At 30.1% G+C, this 17,628-nt stretch carries 20 protein-coding genes; 18 read left to right on the top strand and 2 right to left on the bottom strand.

Going from position 1 to position 17,628, the window contains the following annotated elements; all coding sequences use genetic code 11:
* Positions 1-401 precede the first annotated feature (401 nt).
* The gene (locus tag LB941_RS08550) at positions 402-2,252 is read right to left on the bottom strand and encodes an MFS transporter (protein ID WP_253361183.1); all 1,851 of its coding nucleotides are present in this window, start codon (positions 2,250-2,252) and stop codon (positions 402-404) included.
* A gap of 157 nt (positions 2,253-2,409) precedes the next feature.
* On the opposite strand from LB941_RS08550, the gene LB941_RS08545 reads away from it, so the two are divergent.
* The 11 genes from LB941_RS08545 (at position 2,410) to LB941_RS08495 (ending at position 11,710) form a co-directional block, all read left to right on the top strand.
* Positions 2,410-2,979, top strand: coding sequence for a TetR/AcrR family transcriptional regulator (locus tag LB941_RS08545; RefSeq protein WP_253361181.1), 570 nt, complete (start codon positions 2,410-2,412; stop codon positions 2,977-2,979).
* Positions 2,980-3,321: 342 nt separating this feature from the next.
* Positions 3,322-3,792, top strand: a complete 471-nt coding sequence (locus LB941_RS08540; protein ID WP_253361179.1) for a MarR family winged helix-turn-helix transcriptional regulator — start codon at positions 3,322-3,324, stop codon at positions 3,790-3,792.
* 73 nt (positions 3,793-3,865) lie between these two features.
* Positions 3,866-5,704 (top strand): MFS transporter, encoded by a 1,839-nt coding sequence (locus tag LB941_RS08535; protein WP_253361176.1) that lies wholly within the window; start codon positions 3,866-3,868, stop codon positions 5,702-5,704.
* Positions 5,705-5,813: 109 nt separating this feature from the next.
* A complete protein-coding gene (locus tag LB941_RS08530) occupies positions 5,814-6,641 on the top strand; it encodes a helix-turn-helix transcriptional regulator (protein ID WP_253361174.1) in 828 nt (275 codons plus the stop codon).
* A gap of 75 nt (positions 6,642-6,716) precedes the next feature.
* A complete protein-coding gene (locus LB941_RS08525) occupies positions 6,717-7,148 on the top strand; it encodes an SRPBCC family protein (RefSeq protein ID WP_253361172.1) in 432 nt (143 codons plus the stop codon).
* 662 nt (positions 7,149-7,810) lie between these two features.
* Positions 7,811-8,998 (top strand): hypothetical protein, encoded by a 1,188-nt coding sequence (locus LB941_RS08520; RefSeq protein ID WP_253361170.1) that lies wholly within the window; start codon positions 7,811-7,813, stop codon positions 8,996-8,998.
* Between the two features lie 305 nt (positions 8,999-9,303).
* Positions 9,304-9,993 (top strand): ABC transporter permease subunit, encoded by a 690-nt coding sequence (locus LB941_RS08515; protein ID WP_253361168.1) that lies wholly within the window; start codon positions 9,304-9,306, stop codon positions 9,991-9,993.
* Positions 9,994-9,997: 4 nt separating this feature from the next.
* Positions 9,998-10,390, top strand: coding sequence for an ATP-binding cassette domain-containing protein (locus LB941_RS08510; RefSeq protein ID WP_253361166.1), 393 nt, complete (start codon positions 9,998-10,000; stop codon positions 10,388-10,390).
* Positions 10,391-10,455: 65 nt separating this feature from the next.
* The gene (locus tag LB941_RS08505; protein ID WP_253361164.1) at positions 10,456-10,845 is read left to right on the top strand and encodes an ATP-binding cassette domain-containing protein; all 390 of its coding nucleotides are present in this window, start codon (positions 10,456-10,458) and stop codon (positions 10,843-10,845) included.
* 258 nt (positions 10,846-11,103) lie between these two features.
* On the top strand, positions 11,104-11,325 hold the full coding sequence (locus LB941_RS08500; RefSeq protein WP_253361162.1) for a helix-turn-helix transcriptional regulator: 222 nt from the start codon (positions 11,104-11,106) through the stop codon (positions 11,323-11,325).
* Positions 11,312-11,710 carry a hypothetical protein gene (locus tag LB941_RS08495; protein WP_253361160.1) on the top strand — a complete coding sequence of 133 codons (399 nt, stop codon included), beginning with the start codon at positions 11,312-11,314 and terminating at the stop codon, positions 11,708-11,710. The genes LB941_RS08500 and LB941_RS08495 overlap by 14 nt, the downstream gene beginning before the upstream one ends.
* A 240-nt stretch (positions 11,711-11,950) precedes the next feature.
* Here LB941_RS08495 and LB941_RS08490 read toward each other — a convergent pair whose 3' ends face one another.
* On the bottom strand, positions 11,951-12,463 hold the full coding sequence (locus LB941_RS08490; protein WP_253361158.1) for a GNAT family N-acetyltransferase: 513 nt from the start codon (positions 12,461-12,463) through the stop codon (positions 11,951-11,953).
* Positions 12,464-12,684: 221 nt separating this feature from the next.
* Here LB941_RS08490 and LB941_RS08485 point away from each other — a divergent pair, with 221 nt between their 5' ends.
* The 7 genes from LB941_RS08485 (at position 12,685) to LB941_RS08455 (ending at position 17,212) form a co-directional block, all read left to right on the top strand.
* On the top strand, positions 12,685-13,230 hold the full coding sequence (locus tag LB941_RS08485) for a helix-turn-helix transcriptional regulator (RefSeq protein ID WP_253361156.1): 546 nt from the start codon (positions 12,685-12,687) through the stop codon (positions 13,228-13,230).
* A gap of 6 nt (positions 13,231-13,236) precedes the next feature.
* Complete coding sequence (locus LB941_RS08480) at positions 13,237-13,449, top strand: DUF3923 family protein (protein WP_253361154.1); 213 nt, start codon at positions 13,237-13,239, stop codon at positions 13,447-13,449.
* Between the two features lie 157 nt (positions 13,450-13,606).
* Positions 13,607-14,059 (top strand): HIT family protein, encoded by a 453-nt coding sequence (locus LB941_RS08475; RefSeq protein ID WP_253361152.1) that lies wholly within the window; start codon positions 13,607-13,609, stop codon positions 14,057-14,059.
* 40 nt (positions 14,060-14,099) lie between these two features.
* Positions 14,100-14,501: an HIT family protein gene (locus LB941_RS08470; protein WP_253361150.1), complete on the top strand. Its 402-nt coding sequence runs from the start codon at positions 14,100-14,102 to the stop codon at positions 14,499-14,501.
* A gap of 403 nt (positions 14,502-14,904) precedes the next feature.
* Positions 14,905-15,303, top strand: coding sequence for a GNAT family N-acetyltransferase (locus tag LB941_RS08465; protein WP_253361148.1), 399 nt, complete (start codon positions 14,905-14,907; stop codon positions 15,301-15,303).
* Positions 15,304-15,661: 358 nt separating this feature from the next.
* Positions 15,662-16,126, top strand: a complete 465-nt coding sequence (locus tag LB941_RS08460; RefSeq protein ID WP_253361146.1) for an NUDIX domain-containing protein — start codon at positions 15,662-15,664, stop codon at positions 16,124-16,126.
* 42 nt (positions 16,127-16,168) lie between these two features.
* Complete coding sequence (locus LB941_RS08455) at positions 16,169-17,212, top strand: nucleotidyltransferase family protein (RefSeq protein WP_253361144.1); 1,044 nt, start codon at positions 16,169-16,171, stop codon at positions 17,210-17,212.
* Positions 17,213-17,628: the final 416 nt, after the last annotated feature.

Genomic DNA, 17,628 nt, shown 5'->3' with positions numbered 1-17,628 from the left:
CGTGCAGGATGATTTTCTGCCGGAATATAATCTAAAGCGATACTCAAAGTGGTTTGATTTATGTTATAATAATCTTGCATATTGGAATGTCCTTTCGGGGATAATTTCAGAGAGCATTGGGGTCAACCGGTGCTCTTTTTTATTTTCTATTATATCAAATACATCAAAAAACTGGGCTACGAAAATCCAAAGATTTTCACAGCCCAGTTTTTTAATCGAGAGACTTATGTCACAGCCTCGCTTTTATTTTAAAACTGTGAATTCTTATTTTTGAATTTCTGTGTCTTTGATTTGTTCAGTTTCCAAATATTTGATGTCAAAATGGAAAAACAAAGATAACTAGTTATGCTTAATCCAGACAATCTAAATTTCAAATTTATTAGTGGCTTCTATCTATGCGCTTATTTTGATAATACTTCTTTTGCTTTTTTATCAGTCCATAGTGCAATAGGGGATACAACTAAAACAATTAAAGCACCTACGACATATGTACGACTAAATGCGGTACTAATCCGTTGATTCTTTTTGTGCTTAATTTGAGTTAACGTATCTTTTAAAACTTGTTTTTGCGCAAGTAATTTTATAGCTGTTAAAATTTTTGCTTGTTTTTTAGATATTGTTGTATTTCCATTGTTAATTTGCATCATAGCTGCGGCTAAAGGAGCAATAGTACTATTTTGGGCAGCTATTAAATTCAACTTGGTAACTACTGCAGTTGAACTAACATTAAGCTCTTGTGTAGCATGATATATTTTAGCTTCTGCTAAATAAATTTTTCCATAATCAGAATTCTTTTGAGGAACAGGGACATCTTTGGTTGACTTGGCAACATTTGTAATTTTTCTTTTTAAATAATGCTGATTATTCTTTGTTAAAGCTGTTGCCTTACTAGATGAAAACAACTTATTTAATTCATAGTGCAAAGTAATTTTTACTTTAGGAGATAGTGTTTGCTTATTTACAATTTGAACTGAATCGTGCTTGATATTATTTTTAGCATTAGTAACATTACCATCCAAAACAGTTACCAGGACTGCAATACCTAAACAAGTTCCAAACTGACGTGCTGCATTTACAATACCTGAACCAATGCCACTTTTATTTTTAGGTAAATATTTAACGGATGCCACTAACGACACTGATGAAAAACCAAATCCAATTCCATTAATGACTAAGAAAATAATCATAATTTCTTTAGGCGTATCTGTTTTAATAAAGGATAAGAGTAACAAACTTGATGCCATAACCAATACTCCTGTCAAAGTAACTGGAATAGCTCCAATTCGATCAAATAAGCGTGTACCTAAAGGCATCGCAATCATGATTGTTAATGAAACAGGAATAATTATTAATGCCGCGTGCAAGGCCTTGTAATTTAAAACATCCTGTAAAAAATAATTTAATATCAAGGTGGGGCTTACCAATGCAAATCCAGTTAGAAAATATACTAGACACGAAGCAGTTAAGGTCTTTTCTCGAAACAAATCTAATTCAAGTAATGGATTCTTGACTTTAGTTTCTACAAAAATAAATACTATAATTGCTAGTAATCCCACAATAAGTGAAGCTAAAATAGTACCCGAACTCCATCCATATTCTCGTCCTTCTAACATTCCAAATGTTACACCACCTAATCCTAATGTTAAAAGAATGGTTCCTAAATAATCAACTTTACCAGCTAAAGTTTCATCATATGATTCATCTATCCAAAATAAGACAATTAAAAAAGAAACAATTGTTAAGGGAACATTAATTCCAAAAACCTCACGCCAAGAAGCATATTCAAGAATTATACCGCCAATTGGTGGACCACCAGCAGCTGCTAAAGCTGTCACAGCTCCGATAATACTTGCTACCTTAGACATGTTCTCTTTACCAAAAATTTCGATACCCATTGGTAATACAATAGGCGTAATAATTGCTCCACCAATTCCTTGGAAAAAGCGAAATATAACTAATTCTTGCAGTGAGTTGGCTAACATACAAGCAGCAGAAAAGCCCCCAAACAAGGCAAGGCCGATGAGCATTACTTTTTTACGTCCATAACGATCAGCTATTTTAGAACCTGTTATCATAAATACAGCTAAAGCTAAAATATATATCGTTGCTACCCAACTTGTATTAGTAAGACTCGTATTAAAATAACTCATAATTTTGGGTAAGGCAATATTAACAATAGTGCTATCTAGTGTCCCCATAAACATTGCTATTGTTAGTCCAATAAAACTTAACCCTTTAATTAATTTTGACATTTTCCTCCTCCTTTAGGTAACATTTGACTCCAAAGGTAACAGATGTTACCCTTAATGCAATTCCTATTATAATTAAAACGCTAAGTAATACAATAGACTTTGAACAAGTGAAACAGATTCACTATATTTGTAACCTGTTTAAGGAGATGGATATTTTATGAATGGTAAAGAAAGAATGGTTGAACAATCAAAACAATGGTTAAGTGAGGCACTAATAGAATTAATGAAATCTGAGGATTTTCAAGACATAACAATCACTGAAATAGCTCAGCAAGCAGATTTATCGCGAAAAACTTTTTATCACTCTTTTAAAAATAAAGAAGCTGTAGTAAACTATTTCTGCGATAAATTATTTGATACTTATTTTCAGTCTTTGCTTAAACAAACAAAGCAAGCAAACTCAATAACATTAGACACGACATTTGATACCTTTCTAAATTATTGGTGGACACAAAAAGATCTTATTAGATTACTAATTAAGCAAGGCCTTTTTGATCATATGAATGAAGTTTGGCAAAGAAAGGCTATTACTCGTTATAATAATTTTGCTGCTCCATGGCATATAAAAGGGGACTCAAAACAGGTAGCATATGTTATGTCATTTCAATTAGGTGGTTTTATTAACATTTTGCGTTTATGGTTAGATCAAGACAATCCAGAACCTCCAAGTGAAATTAAGAAAATAATGATTGGTGCCATTCAACATTTAGTAGATGCCGTAAAATAATGTTATTCAAAATGGGATGGTTTCTAAAAGCAATTTTCAAAAAAATATAATAGTATATGGAACATATTTAGAGTTTAGGATTAAAGTGAGCTCTTCTTAAAAAGTCTAACTTTTTGGTTGAGAAGCTTTAATCTGAACTCTTCTTTTTTGAATATTTAGCACTATAACACATACCTAGTTAAGATTAATTCAAACTTTAATTATTCAATTTATATCGTTCATACTCGCTAGCTGACAACCTTTTCACACTTACTAAATAGAAAGGTTCTTGACTTAGATAAGATAAGCTACTAAAATTAAATAAATAAGTTTCATAGTGAAACAGTTTGGAAGGAGAACATTTTGAATAAATTTAATTTAACAACTCAGGTTCTTGAACCATTTGAACAAATTAGCCGTTTATATCAGCAACTCGAGAAAACAACTGATTACTATGGCACAAATCAATTATTACATCCTTCAGAGATTCATACCATTGAAGAAATCGGAAGGCACCCAAAAACTAGCTTAACAAATTTAGCAACCACCTTAGGTATCACTAAAGGAAGTGCTACTAAAATGGTACAAAAGCTTGTTACAAAGGGGCTTGTTACAAAAGAGTTTGCACCGGATTCTGAAAATAAAATTCAAATTAATCTAACTACTCTTGGAAAAACAGCTTTTACTAATCACCAAAAATATCTAACCTATTTAAATGATCAATTGTCAACTATATATGAGTCACTTTCAGATTCTGAACTTGAATTGATTATTAAGATAGGGAATGACACAAGACAGCTTTTAAATAAATTAATTGAGGAAAGAACTAGATAAATTTTTTTGGTATTCATGTTTCGTAACGAAACATATTCGCTGTGAAACACAAAAGGGATAATAAGGGGAAACTATGAAAATTAACTTAAAAAAATCAGCAGGTTTGATTGCACTATCTTTAATCATGTTTATAGTAACTTTAGATACTACCATTACTAATATAGCTTTACCGACAATTACTAGTGACTTTAAAACAAGTATAGACAATAGTAACTGGGTCAGTACTATGTATGTATTGGTTCTTTCGGTTTTTATGATACCAGCAGCAAAAATTGGAGATCAACTGGGACGAAAGAGAATTATGCTTTTGGGATTATTATTCTTTGGGGGTGGCTCTTTATTTTGTGGACTATCTAATTCCATTAATATATTAATAATAATGCGTGGTATACAAGGAATTGGTGGTGCAATTGCAACAACTATAATGGTTCCATTATGTGTTTCTCTATTTGGTAGAAAAAAAGCCAATAAGGTAGTTGGTGAAATTGGGGCAGTTGCTGCGCTAGCTGCCGCAATTGGGCCTGCAGTTGGAGGGCTTATAATTAATTACTGGTCTTGGCATCTAATCTTTTTCATTAATGTTCCAATTACACTTATAACATTCGTTCTTATCTGTACTTGCTTTTCTGAATCATATGATTTAACTATTGATAATAAAATCGATTACTTAGGAATTATATTATTAAGTATATCCTTGTTCCTATTAACGTTTGTGTTACTCAAAGGCTATGATTTAGGTTGGCTTTCTAAAAAAATTATTGCTATGAGTATAGCGGCCGTCGTCCTATTTACTATATTTATAGTAACTGATACACGAAAAAAGCAGCCATTAATTGAATTCAGTCTTTTTAAAATTCATACTTTCTTATCTTCAACCATGGTTTACTTTTTTGCAGGATTCACAATTGTTTGTTCAAGTGTCATTTTTAATTTTTTTTTAGAAGACATCTTAAATTATTCAGCATTAAAAGCGGGCTACATTATAATGTTCAGTTCTATTATGGTTATGCTTGTAATGCCTTTAGGCAATAAATTAGGTCAAGAATTCAATTTCCGTTGGCCAATTATGACTGGAACAATACTTATGGCAATTAGTCTGTTAATGTTAACTCAGGTATCATATCATATGTCTAAATTTAATATGATACTATCAATGTGTGTATTAGGCCTTGGCTTTGGCTTATCCAGTTTATCATTGGTATCTGCAGTAAAATATATTCCCGAAACCAAAGCCGGGATAGCATCAGGAATTATAAATGCAGCTAGACAATTAGGAACTTGTTTAGGTATTGCTCTATTAGTGGGAATTCTTAATAGTAATATCAAAAACAACATCCAGTCCATACAAAATAGCGCCCTAGAAGATATTAAGATTGGACAACTATCTCCTACAGTAAAAAAAGTGGCGCAACAAGAATTGAGTAAACAATATGCCGTAAATAAAAACAGAACTAAGTCAATACAGAATCAACACATTATAAAAAACAAATTAATCCAAGCTGCCAAAAAGACAACCAATCTTCCTGTGCCGCAGAAGGAGAGTTCCTTTAGTTCACTTTATACTGCAGTCCAAAAATTAAAACTCATAAATTATAAAATGAGTTTTGAAAATACTCAGATTAATAAATTGTTAAGTGAAATGCCTTACGACAATCAAAAACTATTGTACAGCACTAATCAACTGATTACTTCTTCTGTCATAGCTGAAAAATCTCAAACTAAAATAGTCACTGGAATTAAATTATTAGCTCAAAAAGAAGAACTACTACACATACTACGGAAAATTAAAGTGAATAGGGAAAAGAAGCTAACACAAGCATTTTCAAAAACATTCTGGGTAGGTTTTTTGATTTTAATAATAGCTATACCTGTATCATTTTTTTCTGACAAAGGTGAAAGCACTAATGGCTAGATGATTTATATACTTATTTCCATTACAATATAGAACCTAATTTATCATTAGCTAAAAATGAATAAATACTATATGATAAACAAAGCGATAATATCTTAGGAGGCTTGTTTTGAACAATCAACTCGGTAGCTCATTAAAAAAAATACGTAAGCAACAACAGTTATCCCAAAAAGAAGTTGCGCAAAATATCTGTGCCCAATCAATGCTGTCTGCAATTGAAAATGGTAAATATATGCCCAGTGCGCGCTTACTCATTAAACTGTGTAATCGTTTATCCGTAAGCTTAGATGAAATTAGTTTGTTAAATGACTTTGCTATAACAGATAATCAAGACTTAAATAACCAATTGACGTTACTATGCAACAATCATGACTATCTAGCACTTAAAGAATTTTTGCTTAATTCAAAAACAATCGCGCGTGTTCAAACTGCAGAACAGACTCAAGCATATTACTATTATTTAGGGGTAGCTTGTCTCCATGTGAATTCAAGCTTCACAGAGGCGGAACTAAATTTGAAACTAGCTATTTCTAGTAATGAAGAAATTCATTTTGCTTCGCCTTTAAAACGACTAGCACTTATTTCTTTAAGTCTAATCAAGGCAAAACAAGGTATTCCAAATGAAGCAACTAAATTATTAGCTGCTGCTACCTATACTATTGAGGATTCTAAGTATGAAGAAAATTTAAATATAGTTTTTTATTTAGCAGCTTTAATAAATTACGAGCTTACTGATACAAAGAATTCAGTTAGCTGGTTAGAGAAGGGGATTTTCTTTATTACGAAGCATGATTCCCATTATATGTTGGCAAACTGTTATCATCTACTTGCTATTATTGCTAAAAACAGTGGGAACATTGATCAACAGCTAGAAGCACAACGGCGTAGTAACTTTCTACATGAACTTTTTGGCGAAAAAATAAATGAAAATCTTTGAAATATCAGTATTCTGATTTTCAATCTTTTTTAAGTTTGGTTATATTAAGACCATCAAATAGAGGAGGTCTTGATTATGAATCAAAAAATATTTACCAATGTTGTATTAGTTAGCGCAAGTCAAAAGGAAGTTAGGGGAATTTTATTAAATCCTCAATTTTTATCCAAATGGGTTCCTGAAATTACTACTGTTACCACTCAAGAAAATCAAAAATTCATTATTAATAGAGCAAGTGAGGCATTTAATCAACATGAATTAATAACAATAGTTCAAGAAGCCAATAGCATTAACTATCAAAGTACTGAAGGCAAAGTAGAATATCAAATTATTTTTACAGTGAATGAAGAAAATGAACATTGTACTATTCAAGAAGATGTATACTTATCACCAGAAACAAATGTTCATTTACCATTAAAATTACTCGCACCAATTGCTAAACATGCTTTTAATACAAATCTGAATAATCTAGCTTTGCTGATTGAACAAACTGCTAGTCTTGCTCAGTAATAAAGCAACAATTAAATAGTCTTTAGCTAATCTTAGCTATCTGAAAGCAACACAAAAGGCATGTTCTCGATACTTAATCAGAGACATGCCTTTTGTTTCGCTTTCAGTTTGATGCTTTTTGTTGATAACTATTATCGTCTATGGCAAAAATGAATTTACAGCTAAATAATGTGTAAACAGCTGTCTTTCAGTCAAAAAGGTTCTTTTTAACGAGTATACCCTCTACAAAAAGTTGTCTCAAGTTCATACTACATCCAAAAAAATATCTATTTCAGAATTGGTGTAACTATTTCTTAATTACAAGAGTCGCTAATACTCTCGGTTTGATTACCTGAATATGAATTCTATCGAAACTTTGTACAAAATGCTAATAAAATTAATATAAGAAGAATCTTCCTTTTGATTTTTAGTTACTTGGGTGGTAATTATCTACATCAAATTGAAAGTTCTTTTTCATTTTTAAAATGGAAGATTAAAGATCCAACTGCTCTTTAGTAAATCAAAAAATAATTAGATTTCTAAAATTTAAGATAAGGAATCATATTTTAAGAAAAACTAAAAAAATTAAAACCCATAATTTATTTTTTACGGTATATTTAAATTTATCATTAGTAAAAAATAATAAAATTTACTAATGTTCACCAATAAGAGGGGGGTTCTACATGTTAGAAAGGGTTAAAAGTATTTCAAAGACCATTTGGATTTCTATTGCTATAGCAATTATATTAATAATAGGTATCATCTATTATGTTAATAATAAAAAAACAAATATATTAACTGATGATAATATTAATATACAATTCAATGGATGGAATGGTGAAGGAACAGCTACATATGATTCAGAAACAGTTTCAAGACAGATGATCAAAATAATGGCTCAAAAAGCTAAATTGGGAGACTATTTAACTTCAGAGGTAACAAGCGGAGATATAAGTACCAATAGTGAACAGTTTGCATCATTGTCCGATGAAGACAAAGACAAACTAACTAAAGTTAATAGATGGATTTCTGAAACAACTATAAAAATAAATAAAGAATCTGACTTAAAAAATGGGGATAAGGTTACAATATCTCTAACAACAAATGATGATAAAACAAATCCAATAAAGGCTGATTCTAAAAGCTATACAGTTAAAGGTCTAAAGAAAGTTAAGTCCGTATCGACAAAATCAATTCTTTCCCAGTTAAAAGCAAGTTTTGTTGGATTTAACGGCACAGGACAAATAATACTGTCTAGTAAATCGAAACAACTTAATAATGAATCATTTATTGTTAAGAAAAATGGTAGTCTTTCTAATGGGGATACAGTTAAAGTTGTTGCTTCAAATAGTCTATTCCAAAAAAATGGAACTAAATATACCGGTAGCCGCAGCGTCACGTTTAAAGTAGCTGGATTGACAGATATTACAAAAATGACTAATATTGATGCAGTTCAAAAATTAACTGACTCCTTAGTTAATGACCAATATACATCTAACGATTATGAAACCTACACTAATACATTTGTAAACTTATATGCAATCCCATCTTTATCAAGTGATGATACAGATGTAGATAGTAGTTCGTACAACGGAACTTCAAGTATAAGTAAGTCTGTCGAAGTCAACGATAAAACAGCTAAACGAATTTTTAATCAAAAGTTATCAATTGTTGCATTATATAAAGTTCAAGATTCTTCTGATGATGACCCAGAATATGTTACCGTAACAATTAATAATTTAAAATATAAAGATACTACGATAGATGTCGATAATATTAACACTGATGACAACAGCTCAGTCAGCACTATTAGCAATTCTCTGTATACAGAACAACATAATTTAAAAGCGGACGGTGTTTTGTTAAAATAAATTTAATTAATATTAGTCATTATTTTATATGGAACTAAGCTAAAAATTATATTTTATATCTAACTAGTAGCACCTATTTAATTGTAAGAATAAGTCTGGGATAAAAATTCCAGACTTTTTTCCTGCTTTCATTTTATTCTAGTAAAAAAATTTATTGAAAGTATAGCGATATGAAGGATACAATAGTATAAAGCGAATCTTAGTTAAATGGTATTCTTGGCGTCTGCTATTTGAAAGACATACGAATATCTTAAAGGTGTCACATTTGACAAAATGTTATTTTATTTATTTCAGGGAGGAAACCCATGATAGCAATTTTAAAAAAGGAACTACTGTCTCAATTTAGATCAAAGCGCTCAATTGTTCTTCTTATTTTAATCATACTTTTATCACTTATCGCAGGTAAATATTCTTTATCTCTAAGTATTTCTCAAGGAAATTCCAGTTCTGGAAGTTCTCCTTTATTTACTGTTATTTTTTCAATCTATATAATATTAATGCCTCTTATATCGGCAATAATGTTTGGTGGTATTGTTGCAAGAGAAGTTAAAGATCAATCGTTGAGATACTTGATTCCAATTATAAGTCGCAGAAAAATTCTATTTTCTAAGTATCTAGCTATGAATATCTACTTTATAGTGTTATTTTTTATATCAACATCTTTTATTTTGTTATTACGGCAATCATATATTTTTCCACTTAAATTATTTGCTATTAGCATATTTATTATTCTTTATTTAAATGCTATCACTTTATGCTGTTCTATTAATCTTTCTAGTGAAAGATCCGTATTTCTATCAGGAGTTGTGCTATTTATATTTTTCCCAGGAATTACATTATGGAATCTGATTAAACCTAATATCATAAACAAGACATTGAACTTTGTACTTCCATCAACTTATTTAGATGGTAAAGCTTCTCTTCTTATAATAATAGTCTTAACTATATTCATTATATGGTTATCATTTTATAACTTTTCAAAAAGGGAGATATAATAATATGCTGATTGCAAGGAATATTAAAAAAAGTTTTGGCAAAAAAAGAGTTTTAGATGATATTGACATTACGCTCGAAAACGGCAAAATAACAACAATAATTGGCGAAAATGGTGCCGGAAAATCAACAATAATCGGTATAATTAGCGGATTTTTCTTCCAAGATACAGGTACAGTTCAGAAATCAACTGTTTCGGTAATGCCAGATGCTGATTCCTTATTTGAAGATATGACCGGGAAACAATTTCTCAAATATATTTTAGAAATTAAAAAAGTTGATTATAAAAAAGCGGTCACTATGGCTGAAACATTTGGAATAAAAAAAGCTCTGAATAAGAAGATGTGTGAATATTCATTTGGTATGAAAAAAAGATCAGCTTTATTCAAGCTTATATAGGTGACTATGATACATATATTTTCGATGAACCAACCTCTGGTGTAGATGTTCCTTCTGCTAAAAAAATGATGGATTTATTACTTGATCTTATAAAGCAAGGCAAAGCTGTACTTTTAACATCGCATAATATTGATGAACTACAAAATATAAGCGACTATGTTTATATACTAAAAAAAGGTCAAATATTTGAGGAAGGAACAATATCAGAGGTTATTAATAGAAATCAAACTACTGACAGCTATATATTAGAAACTGATTATATTGATCAGGTATCCAGTATATTAATAGAGCTGTCTATAACATATCGCATCTTAAACAAGAATAATCTAATCGAAGTGTTAGCAGATTTAAATGTAATGAACAAACTGGTGTTAATTTTACTAGAACGAAATATCTTAATAAAGGGTTTTACACGGAAGTTAAATAGTTTGCGCGACATAGCTTTTGAGGAATAATATGAAAGTATATATATTTTGAAAAGTTGAAGATTCACTTGCTTCTTTTTAATATTAACATCATCACATTAACCATATATCAAAATCAAGTATCCGATTTTAAGAATCTACATCTTCTAAAATTATAGCAATATCATTATATCTCTCTATCTATAATGATTATAAGATATTTAGGGCTAGTTTTTCTTTACTTCATCTATTATGGAATGTATAATTTACTAAGGTAATATATATATTCCAATAGTAGGTGTTATTTTTATGCTTAAAAATAAAGTTAAGTTAATTAGAACTGAATTAGGTATGTCTCAAAAAGATCTCGCTTTTTTAGTAGGAGTAACCCGTCAAACACTTAGTCTAATTGAAAAAGGAGAGTATAATCCAACAATTAGTCTTTGTTTAAGAATCTGTTATCGGCTTGATAAGACTTTAAATGAGGTCTTTTGGTTAAAAGAGGAGGAGTTTGAAAATGAAAAAAATTGAAGATGAACGGCTTAAGATAGAATTACTTAAAGATTTTAAATTCGCATTTATAATAGAGAATACTTTTATTATTATAGTTTTGACTTATTCTTTTTTTAAAAACAGTTGGGATACCTTGAGTTTTCAAAATCCCTTATTAGTCAGCTTTATGATTGGCTCCATTTCGTTGTCAATACTAGCTCAAAAAGCAACAGCTGCAATTGAAGATAAACCTAAAATTTCTAAAAGTAAATTATTATTTTATTTTATGCTAGAGATTTTGGTTTTCAGTTTTTTATTTATATTGATAATACCTAAATATACCTGGCTTTCTTTTATTTGCGGTGGAATTATTGCAGCAATCGTCTCTGGTATTCAAATTTATAACAATCACTATAGATTCTGATAAAGTACCTTTTATTGTAATCTTACTAGTAGGTTTAATGACAGTTCAAATCAAATATTATTTTTTTACATATTGAACGTAAATATCCTACATTCCTATGATGATATATTTGGATGGTTTTATTATGCATGTTCTTCCTTTTAAAGCCAAGAGAGAACCACTAATGTATCTGTACTAGCATTTTTTTCGAGAGCTTTAAAATTGAAGGTGGATATTTTACTATAGGTTTAACAAGTGACTTTATTTTTGTAGATTCTTAAACATTAACTTGCCAGGTTTGTTAATGCCATTGATGGTCAATAGAATCGGTAAATTGCCAGTCATTTTGAAACCATATTTTTGATACAGATAAATGGCTCTTTGATTATCAGCAAGTACCGCTAGATAGATTCCATCAATTTGCCATTTATCTACAGCATGATTTATGCAAGCTTCAAGTAGTTTTCTACCAATATGCTGATTCCAATATTCTTTATCCACGGAAATAGCCAATTCTGCGTGATTTTTATATCTTTTTCTTAGTTTCCTAGAAATTTGTGCTAAGCCTAGTATTTGTGTGGATTTCTCATCTATAGCTATAAATGAAACACTTGCTTCTAAATTATCAGTAAGCTGTTGGATTTTTTCTAAATTAAATTTAGATTTAATCTCTTCAGGTTCTAAACCTAGATTATTGGTCTGTACCGATACTTTGTTAATATATGCTAGTAATCTTTCAGAATACTTTTTCTCAAACAATGATATTTTTAACATTTAAATCACCTCGTTGTTTAGAATTATAATCCTAAATAGATAAAACTACACATATACTTCAAAGAAATTGATGCTAGAATCACTAAAAAAATATTAATAAATATGAAAACTAGTTTTTGATTTACTTAATTAATGTCGTTAAATACGCATTATATCAACAATGACAGGATAACTGTCTTGTTAATTTTACCAACATGTATTATCTTTTAGGAGGGATATGTATGATTGCATCAAATCTATCGAAACTATTAAAGAAAAGAAGACAAGCAAGCGGACTGACTCAAACTGAAGTTGCTAAAAAGTTACATGTTTCTCGGCAAGCTATTTCAAATTGGGAAACTGGTCGTCATCTACCAGATTTAATCTTGATAGATCAATTAGCAAATATTTACGGCATCTCTATTGATGAACTAATTAATGACAATCCCCCCAAAAATATTGAAAATCCTGTCAAACGGACATATCCATTATTGATATTAGCAATATTAATCACTAGTAGGTTAACAATTGCTTCAAGTTCAAGAAGCTTATTGATTATGGATGGGTTAATTTTATTAAGCATTGGTTTATTTAATTTGACAAAGCTTAAAAAACTTAAGTTACAAGTAGCTCTGCAGCTAATTAGTCTTATGACTTTTCTTATTTGTACATTCAAGAGTAATATTTTAAGCAGTTTTAGTTTTCAAACCACAACTTTTATAGTTTGCATCATCTTATCATGTCAGTTATGTAGTACATATCACTATTTCAAAAAAAGGAGTAATTAAAAGCTCATGAAATTAAAAATATGGTGGCTAAGTAACCTTGTTTGGGTAATCATCTTTAGCATATTAAGTGTTATACTTTTTCTTAGAAAAGTTGATGGCTCTGGAACAATTCAAACTCCAACAACTAAATTAGCGTCTTTTATTGTCTTAGCCGTTTTCTTCATTTTTATTATTTTAATGCAGGTTATCTTCTTGCTATTTATTAAGCGCAAAAAATAATAGTCAAGTTTTGCTTACTTTAATTGTTCATCATCTTTGTAAAAGATAAGCTGAATGCAACCGAAAAATTTTCGTTATATTATCATAGAAAGTTTCGAAAAATTGCATTTATCATCAAGAACAGAAAACATGAAATATATTGCTAGGAGTGATTAATATGTCCGAATGGTATGAAGATCGAATTGGTTCTGCTATTGATGGGAGTAACCCAATGGTCATGGCAGAACTGGAAGGGGGCTATGCTGTTTTTGGTGATGTTCAGTTTTTACCAGGTTATTGTGTACTATTGCCAAAAAGAAATGTTGCATCTTTAAACGATTTGAATATAACTGAAAGAACTTATTTTTTACGTGACATGAGTATTTTAGGTGATGCAGTTCTTTACGCCTGCAAAGCCAAAAGAATTAATTATGATATACTAGGTAATACTGATAATTTTCTTCACGCACATGTTTTTCCAAGATATTTAACAGAAGACCCGCAAAGATTAAAAAAGCCTGTTTGGCTATATAGTCCAGATTATTGGTCTAATTCTAAATATAGCTATGATCCTCAAAAACATGATCAATTAAGGGGAAAGATAACTAGTTATTTGAACAATAATGTATAAAATAATTAAATTACTAGTCTAGTATAAATGGAGGTTACTTATGGAACAATGCCTTTTCTGCCTAATAAATAATAATACAATACCTAGTAAGAAAATTTATGAAGATAGTTATTCATGTGTGTTTTTAGATAAAGCTGAAGATGTTAATTATCACATGCTAGCAATACCTAAAAAACATATTAGTAATATTTTAGACTGTGATGGTGAAACATTAATCCACTTAACCAACGCTGTTCAAACAGTTTCTAGACACTGCATTAAATGCGGATTTTCTGGTATTAATATCCTAAATGCTAATGGTAAAGATGCTGGTCAATCTATTGCTCATTTTCACATTCACTTAATTCCAAGAAAAAAGGGCGATAATATTAATGCATGGCCTAACTTTGACGAATGCTCAGTTTCTCTGGAAGATGCGTATGCTTTGTTAAAAATAAACTAGTTATAGCTAGAAATAATTAGTGAACTTTTCTGAAAGACTGACTTGTTTGGTTAGTGTCTCCCACAATTTTTGATCTACTTTTTAGAATGGATTATATAGAGGTGATTGTTTTTTGTGATTCTTAATCAACTTAACAACTAATATAATTACTGAACCCAAGCATAACGTGTAAAGCATTCTTAATGGTGGTTTCTAAGATTTTAACACTATAGGACCATTGTCTTAACTTTTCTATAAAACTATATTTCATATATCTTTTAATTAATTATTGCTCCAAAATCATAGAACAATTTCATATTTTGATTACGTACCTAATAATTAACTAAGATTCTCTATTGTTTCAAAATCTTTCTAATAGTATATTAATAGTAATTAATTACTATATTTATTGGAGATGGACAAATTGATCACCTACACTAATGATAAAAAGATAACAGCCCAAGAATTAGCTGTATTATTTGAAGCTTCTGGAATTCATAGACCAATTAAAAATCTACCGCGTTTGCAAAAAATGTTAGATAACTCAGATATTTTATGGACTGCTTGGGAAGACGACACATTGGTAGGTATTGCACGAGCTTTGACAGACTTTAGTTATGCATGTTACCTATCTGATTTAGCAATTACTAAAGATCATCAAAGACAAGGAATTGGTCATAAATTAATTGAAATGCTTTATTCACAGATTGGTCCAGATGTATCTTTGGTTCTTTTAGCGGCTCCGTCAGCTTTAGAATATTATCCTAAGGTAAACTTCGAAAGTATTAACAATGCTTTTTTACGCAGAAGAAGACCGTTCTAATTTGCAAATTCATGATTGATAACTAACGCTAAATCTTGCAACCTTGATCCTATAGGTTGCTTTTTTATTGCTCAAATTTGAAGAATATTATTCAATATATACTGCTAACTTTTATATTTTTGGCAAATTAATTTTAAAAAATAACTTGAAATAGTTACTAACAGTGAATGATGTCATTTCTTCGTGGACATTAACGTGTTACTCATGTCTCAAAAATAGAGAAGCTTGAATCGATAATCAACTAAACAAACGACATACAGAATAATTTGAAGCGCACTCCAACTAGAAACTATAGATTAACCATTAAAAAAGTTTTAAAATATGAATTAATGACATTAAATAATGAGGTAAAGTTAATATGAAAATCTTTGGAAGCAAAAATAAGGGTGTGAATTATCATGTTCGTATGGGTGCTTATGCGGTAATTTTTAAAAATCAATATCGAAATGAAATAGGTTTAATTAGAGCACAGGGACAGCAATATTTTCTTCCTGGAGGTGGTATTGAACAGGGGGAAACAGCTGAAGCAACTTTAATCAGAGAAATGTTAGAAGAAACTGGTTATTCTATAAAAAATTATTATCCTTTGTGTCATGCTCAAAGATACTTTATATCTACATTACCGGTTAAACGCCCAATGTTAAGTGATGGTTATTTCTTTACCTCACAACTTGATCAAAAAATTCAAAAACCAACAGAAAAGGATAATTACTTTGAATGGGTTAATATCAAGGATTGCGAGAAATTGTTATTTCATATTCATCAATATTATGCCGTTCAACAAGCTTTGAAAGAAACTACTACTACACATGAATTGAAATAATGATTTTCTTACTATTGCTAATGTTTTGAAGGAGAAAATTATATGGAAATTATTAATATAGCAAAACCACATCAGCGAAATAGAGTAATCAAACTTTTCTCTGAACTGTGGGGTAGCACTAAAATGGTAACATCATCTGGTTGCTATGATATAAAAAATCTAAATGGTTTTGTAGCTGTTCAGTCACATAAAATATTAGGCATAGTAACTTACGTATCTAGAAAAAATGAAATTGAAATTATTTCTCTTGACAGTTTGATAGAAAATCAAGGCATCGGTAGCAAACTTCTTATTCAAATAGAACAAATATGTATTCAACAATCAAAAAAACGGCTTAAAATCATTACCACTAACGACAATATACATGCTTTAAATTTCTATAAAAAAAGAGGGTATACAGTATTAAATGTATTAGAAAATGCTGTCGAAAAAGCACGTTTGATTAAACCAGAAATACCAAAAGTTGCAAAGAATGGTATACAAATTAAAGATGAAATAATTCTTCAAAAAATAATGTTAAATTCAAACACAGACAAAATAGTTAAGTCCATTATTGCGAACAATTCTGACCTGATGAATATTCTAAACATCATAAAAAATCAAAATCTTATTCAAGGCGCGCTAGCCGCAGGGAGTATTAGAAATACAGTTTGGCAAAAGTTTCATCATCAACCGTTTAAACTCGAATCAGATATTGATGTTGTTTTTTTTGATGCAAGTGTTCCTGAAAGTGCAAATCAGGAGATTCAACTTAATTTAAAAAAACTGGCGCCTCAATATAAATGGCAAGTAAAAAATGAAGCTTATATGCATAACTACGATTTTAGCAATCAAGAACCTTTCAATTCTGTTGCGGACGCAATAGCTCATTTCGTTGAAACTCCAACATGTATTGGTGCTTTTCTCGATGATAAAAATAGCTTACAACTTATTGAACCTTTTGGAACATATGACTTGGTAAATTTAATTGTTCAACCAATTCCATTTTTTAAACAAAATCCTGAGCATCTAAATATTTACAAAGAACGACTAGAAAGTAAAAACTGGCAGAAGAAATGGTCAAAACTGAATATACTTATTAACTAGATAAATACAAATCTAATATGTTGACCCATTTCTTTACGTTACGGTGCTCAGAAATCAGTTTATACTTTGCACGATAACAAGAAGCCAGCCTCATAAAAAATATGTATGCTTCTTTTTTGTAAGATTTTGGGAATAGCTAAAATAATGGTAATAAGTGTTATTAGAACCTATAGATTATGGCATAAAACACACTTTGCTTTCTCTATGCAGATAGATCCTACAATATCCACTTATAATCGGACTTCCTATATTTCATTTTGTTCTTCCAACTATTTATTCACTTCGATTGTACTTCGTAATCATTTAAAGTGAATCCTGTGGTTGTCTGTCATCTCAACTTAGCACCATCTGAGAATAAGTCGAATAGTCGATCCCATACTTCTTGACTACTTCCCATGGTGTTTTCAAGTCTATTT

It is taken from the genome of Ligilactobacillus ubinensis, from assembly GCF_024160875.1.
GTDB lineage: Bacteria > Bacillota > Bacilli > Lactobacillales > Lactobacillaceae > Ligilactobacillus > Ligilactobacillus ubinensis.
Note: the sequence above shows the minus strand (reverse complement) of the source record. Positions and strands in the feature narration are given on the sequence as shown.

Bases quoted from the DNA above. Each gene is read 5' to 3' on its own strand.
- LB941_RS08550 (WP_253361183.1), bottom strand. From the start codon at position 2,252: ATGTCAAAATTAATTAAAGGGTTAAGTTTTATTGGACTAACAATAGCA.
- LB941_RS08545 (WP_253361181.1), top strand. From the start codon at position 2,410: ATGAATGGTAAAGAAAGAATGGTTGAACAATCAAAACAATGGTTAAGT.
- LB941_RS08535 (WP_253361176.1), top strand. From the start codon at position 3,866: ATGAAAATTAACTTAAAAAAATCAGCAGGTTTGATTGCACTATCTTTA.
- LB941_RS08525 (WP_253361172.1), top strand. From the start codon at position 6,717: ATGAATCAAAAAATATTTACCAATGTTGTATTAGTTAGCGCAAGTCAA.
- LB941_RS08520 (WP_253361170.1), top strand. From the start codon at position 7,811: ATGTTAGAAAGGGTTAAAAGTATTTCAAAGACCATTTGGATTTCTATT.
- LB941_RS08515 (WP_253361168.1), top strand. From the start codon at position 9,304: ATGATAGCAATTTTAAAAAAGGAACTACTGTCTCAATTTAGATCAAAG.
- LB941_RS08510 (WP_253361166.1), top strand. From the start codon at position 9,998: ATGCTGATTGCAAGGAATATTAAAAAAAGTTTTGGCAAAAAAAGAGTT.
- LB941_RS08505 (WP_253361164.1), top strand. From the start codon at position 10,456: ATGATGGATTTATTACTTGATCTTATAAAGCAAGGCAAAGCTGTACTT.
- LB941_RS08500 (WP_253361162.1), top strand. From the start codon at position 11,104: ATGCTTAAAAATAAAGTTAAGTTAATTAGAACTGAATTAGGTATGTCT.
- LB941_RS08495 (WP_253361160.1), top strand. From the start codon at position 11,312: ATGAAAAAAATTGAAGATGAACGGCTTAAGATAGAATTACTTAAAGAT.
- LB941_RS08490 (WP_253361158.1), bottom strand. From the start codon at position 12,463: ATGTTAAAAATATCATTGTTTGAGAAAAAGTATTCTGAAAGATTACTA.
- LB941_RS08485 (WP_253361156.1), top strand. From the start codon at position 12,685: ATGATTGCATCAAATCTATCGAAACTATTAAAGAAAAGAAGACAAGCA.
- LB941_RS08480 (WP_253361154.1), top strand. From the start codon at position 13,237: ATGAAATTAAAAATATGGTGGCTAAGTAACCTTGTTTGGGTAATCATC.
- LB941_RS08475 (WP_253361152.1), top strand. From the start codon at position 13,607: ATGTCCGAATGGTATGAAGATCGAATTGGTTCTGCTATTGATGGGAGT.
- LB941_RS08470 (WP_253361150.1), top strand. From the start codon at position 14,100: ATGGAACAATGCCTTTTCTGCCTAATAAATAATAATACAATACCTAGT.
- LB941_RS08460 (WP_253361146.1), top strand. From the start codon at position 15,662: ATGAAAATCTTTGGAAGCAAAAATAAGGGTGTGAATTATCATGTTCGT.
- LB941_RS08455 (WP_253361144.1), top strand. From the start codon at position 16,169: ATGGAAATTATTAATATAGCAAAACCACATCAGCGAAATAGAGTAATC.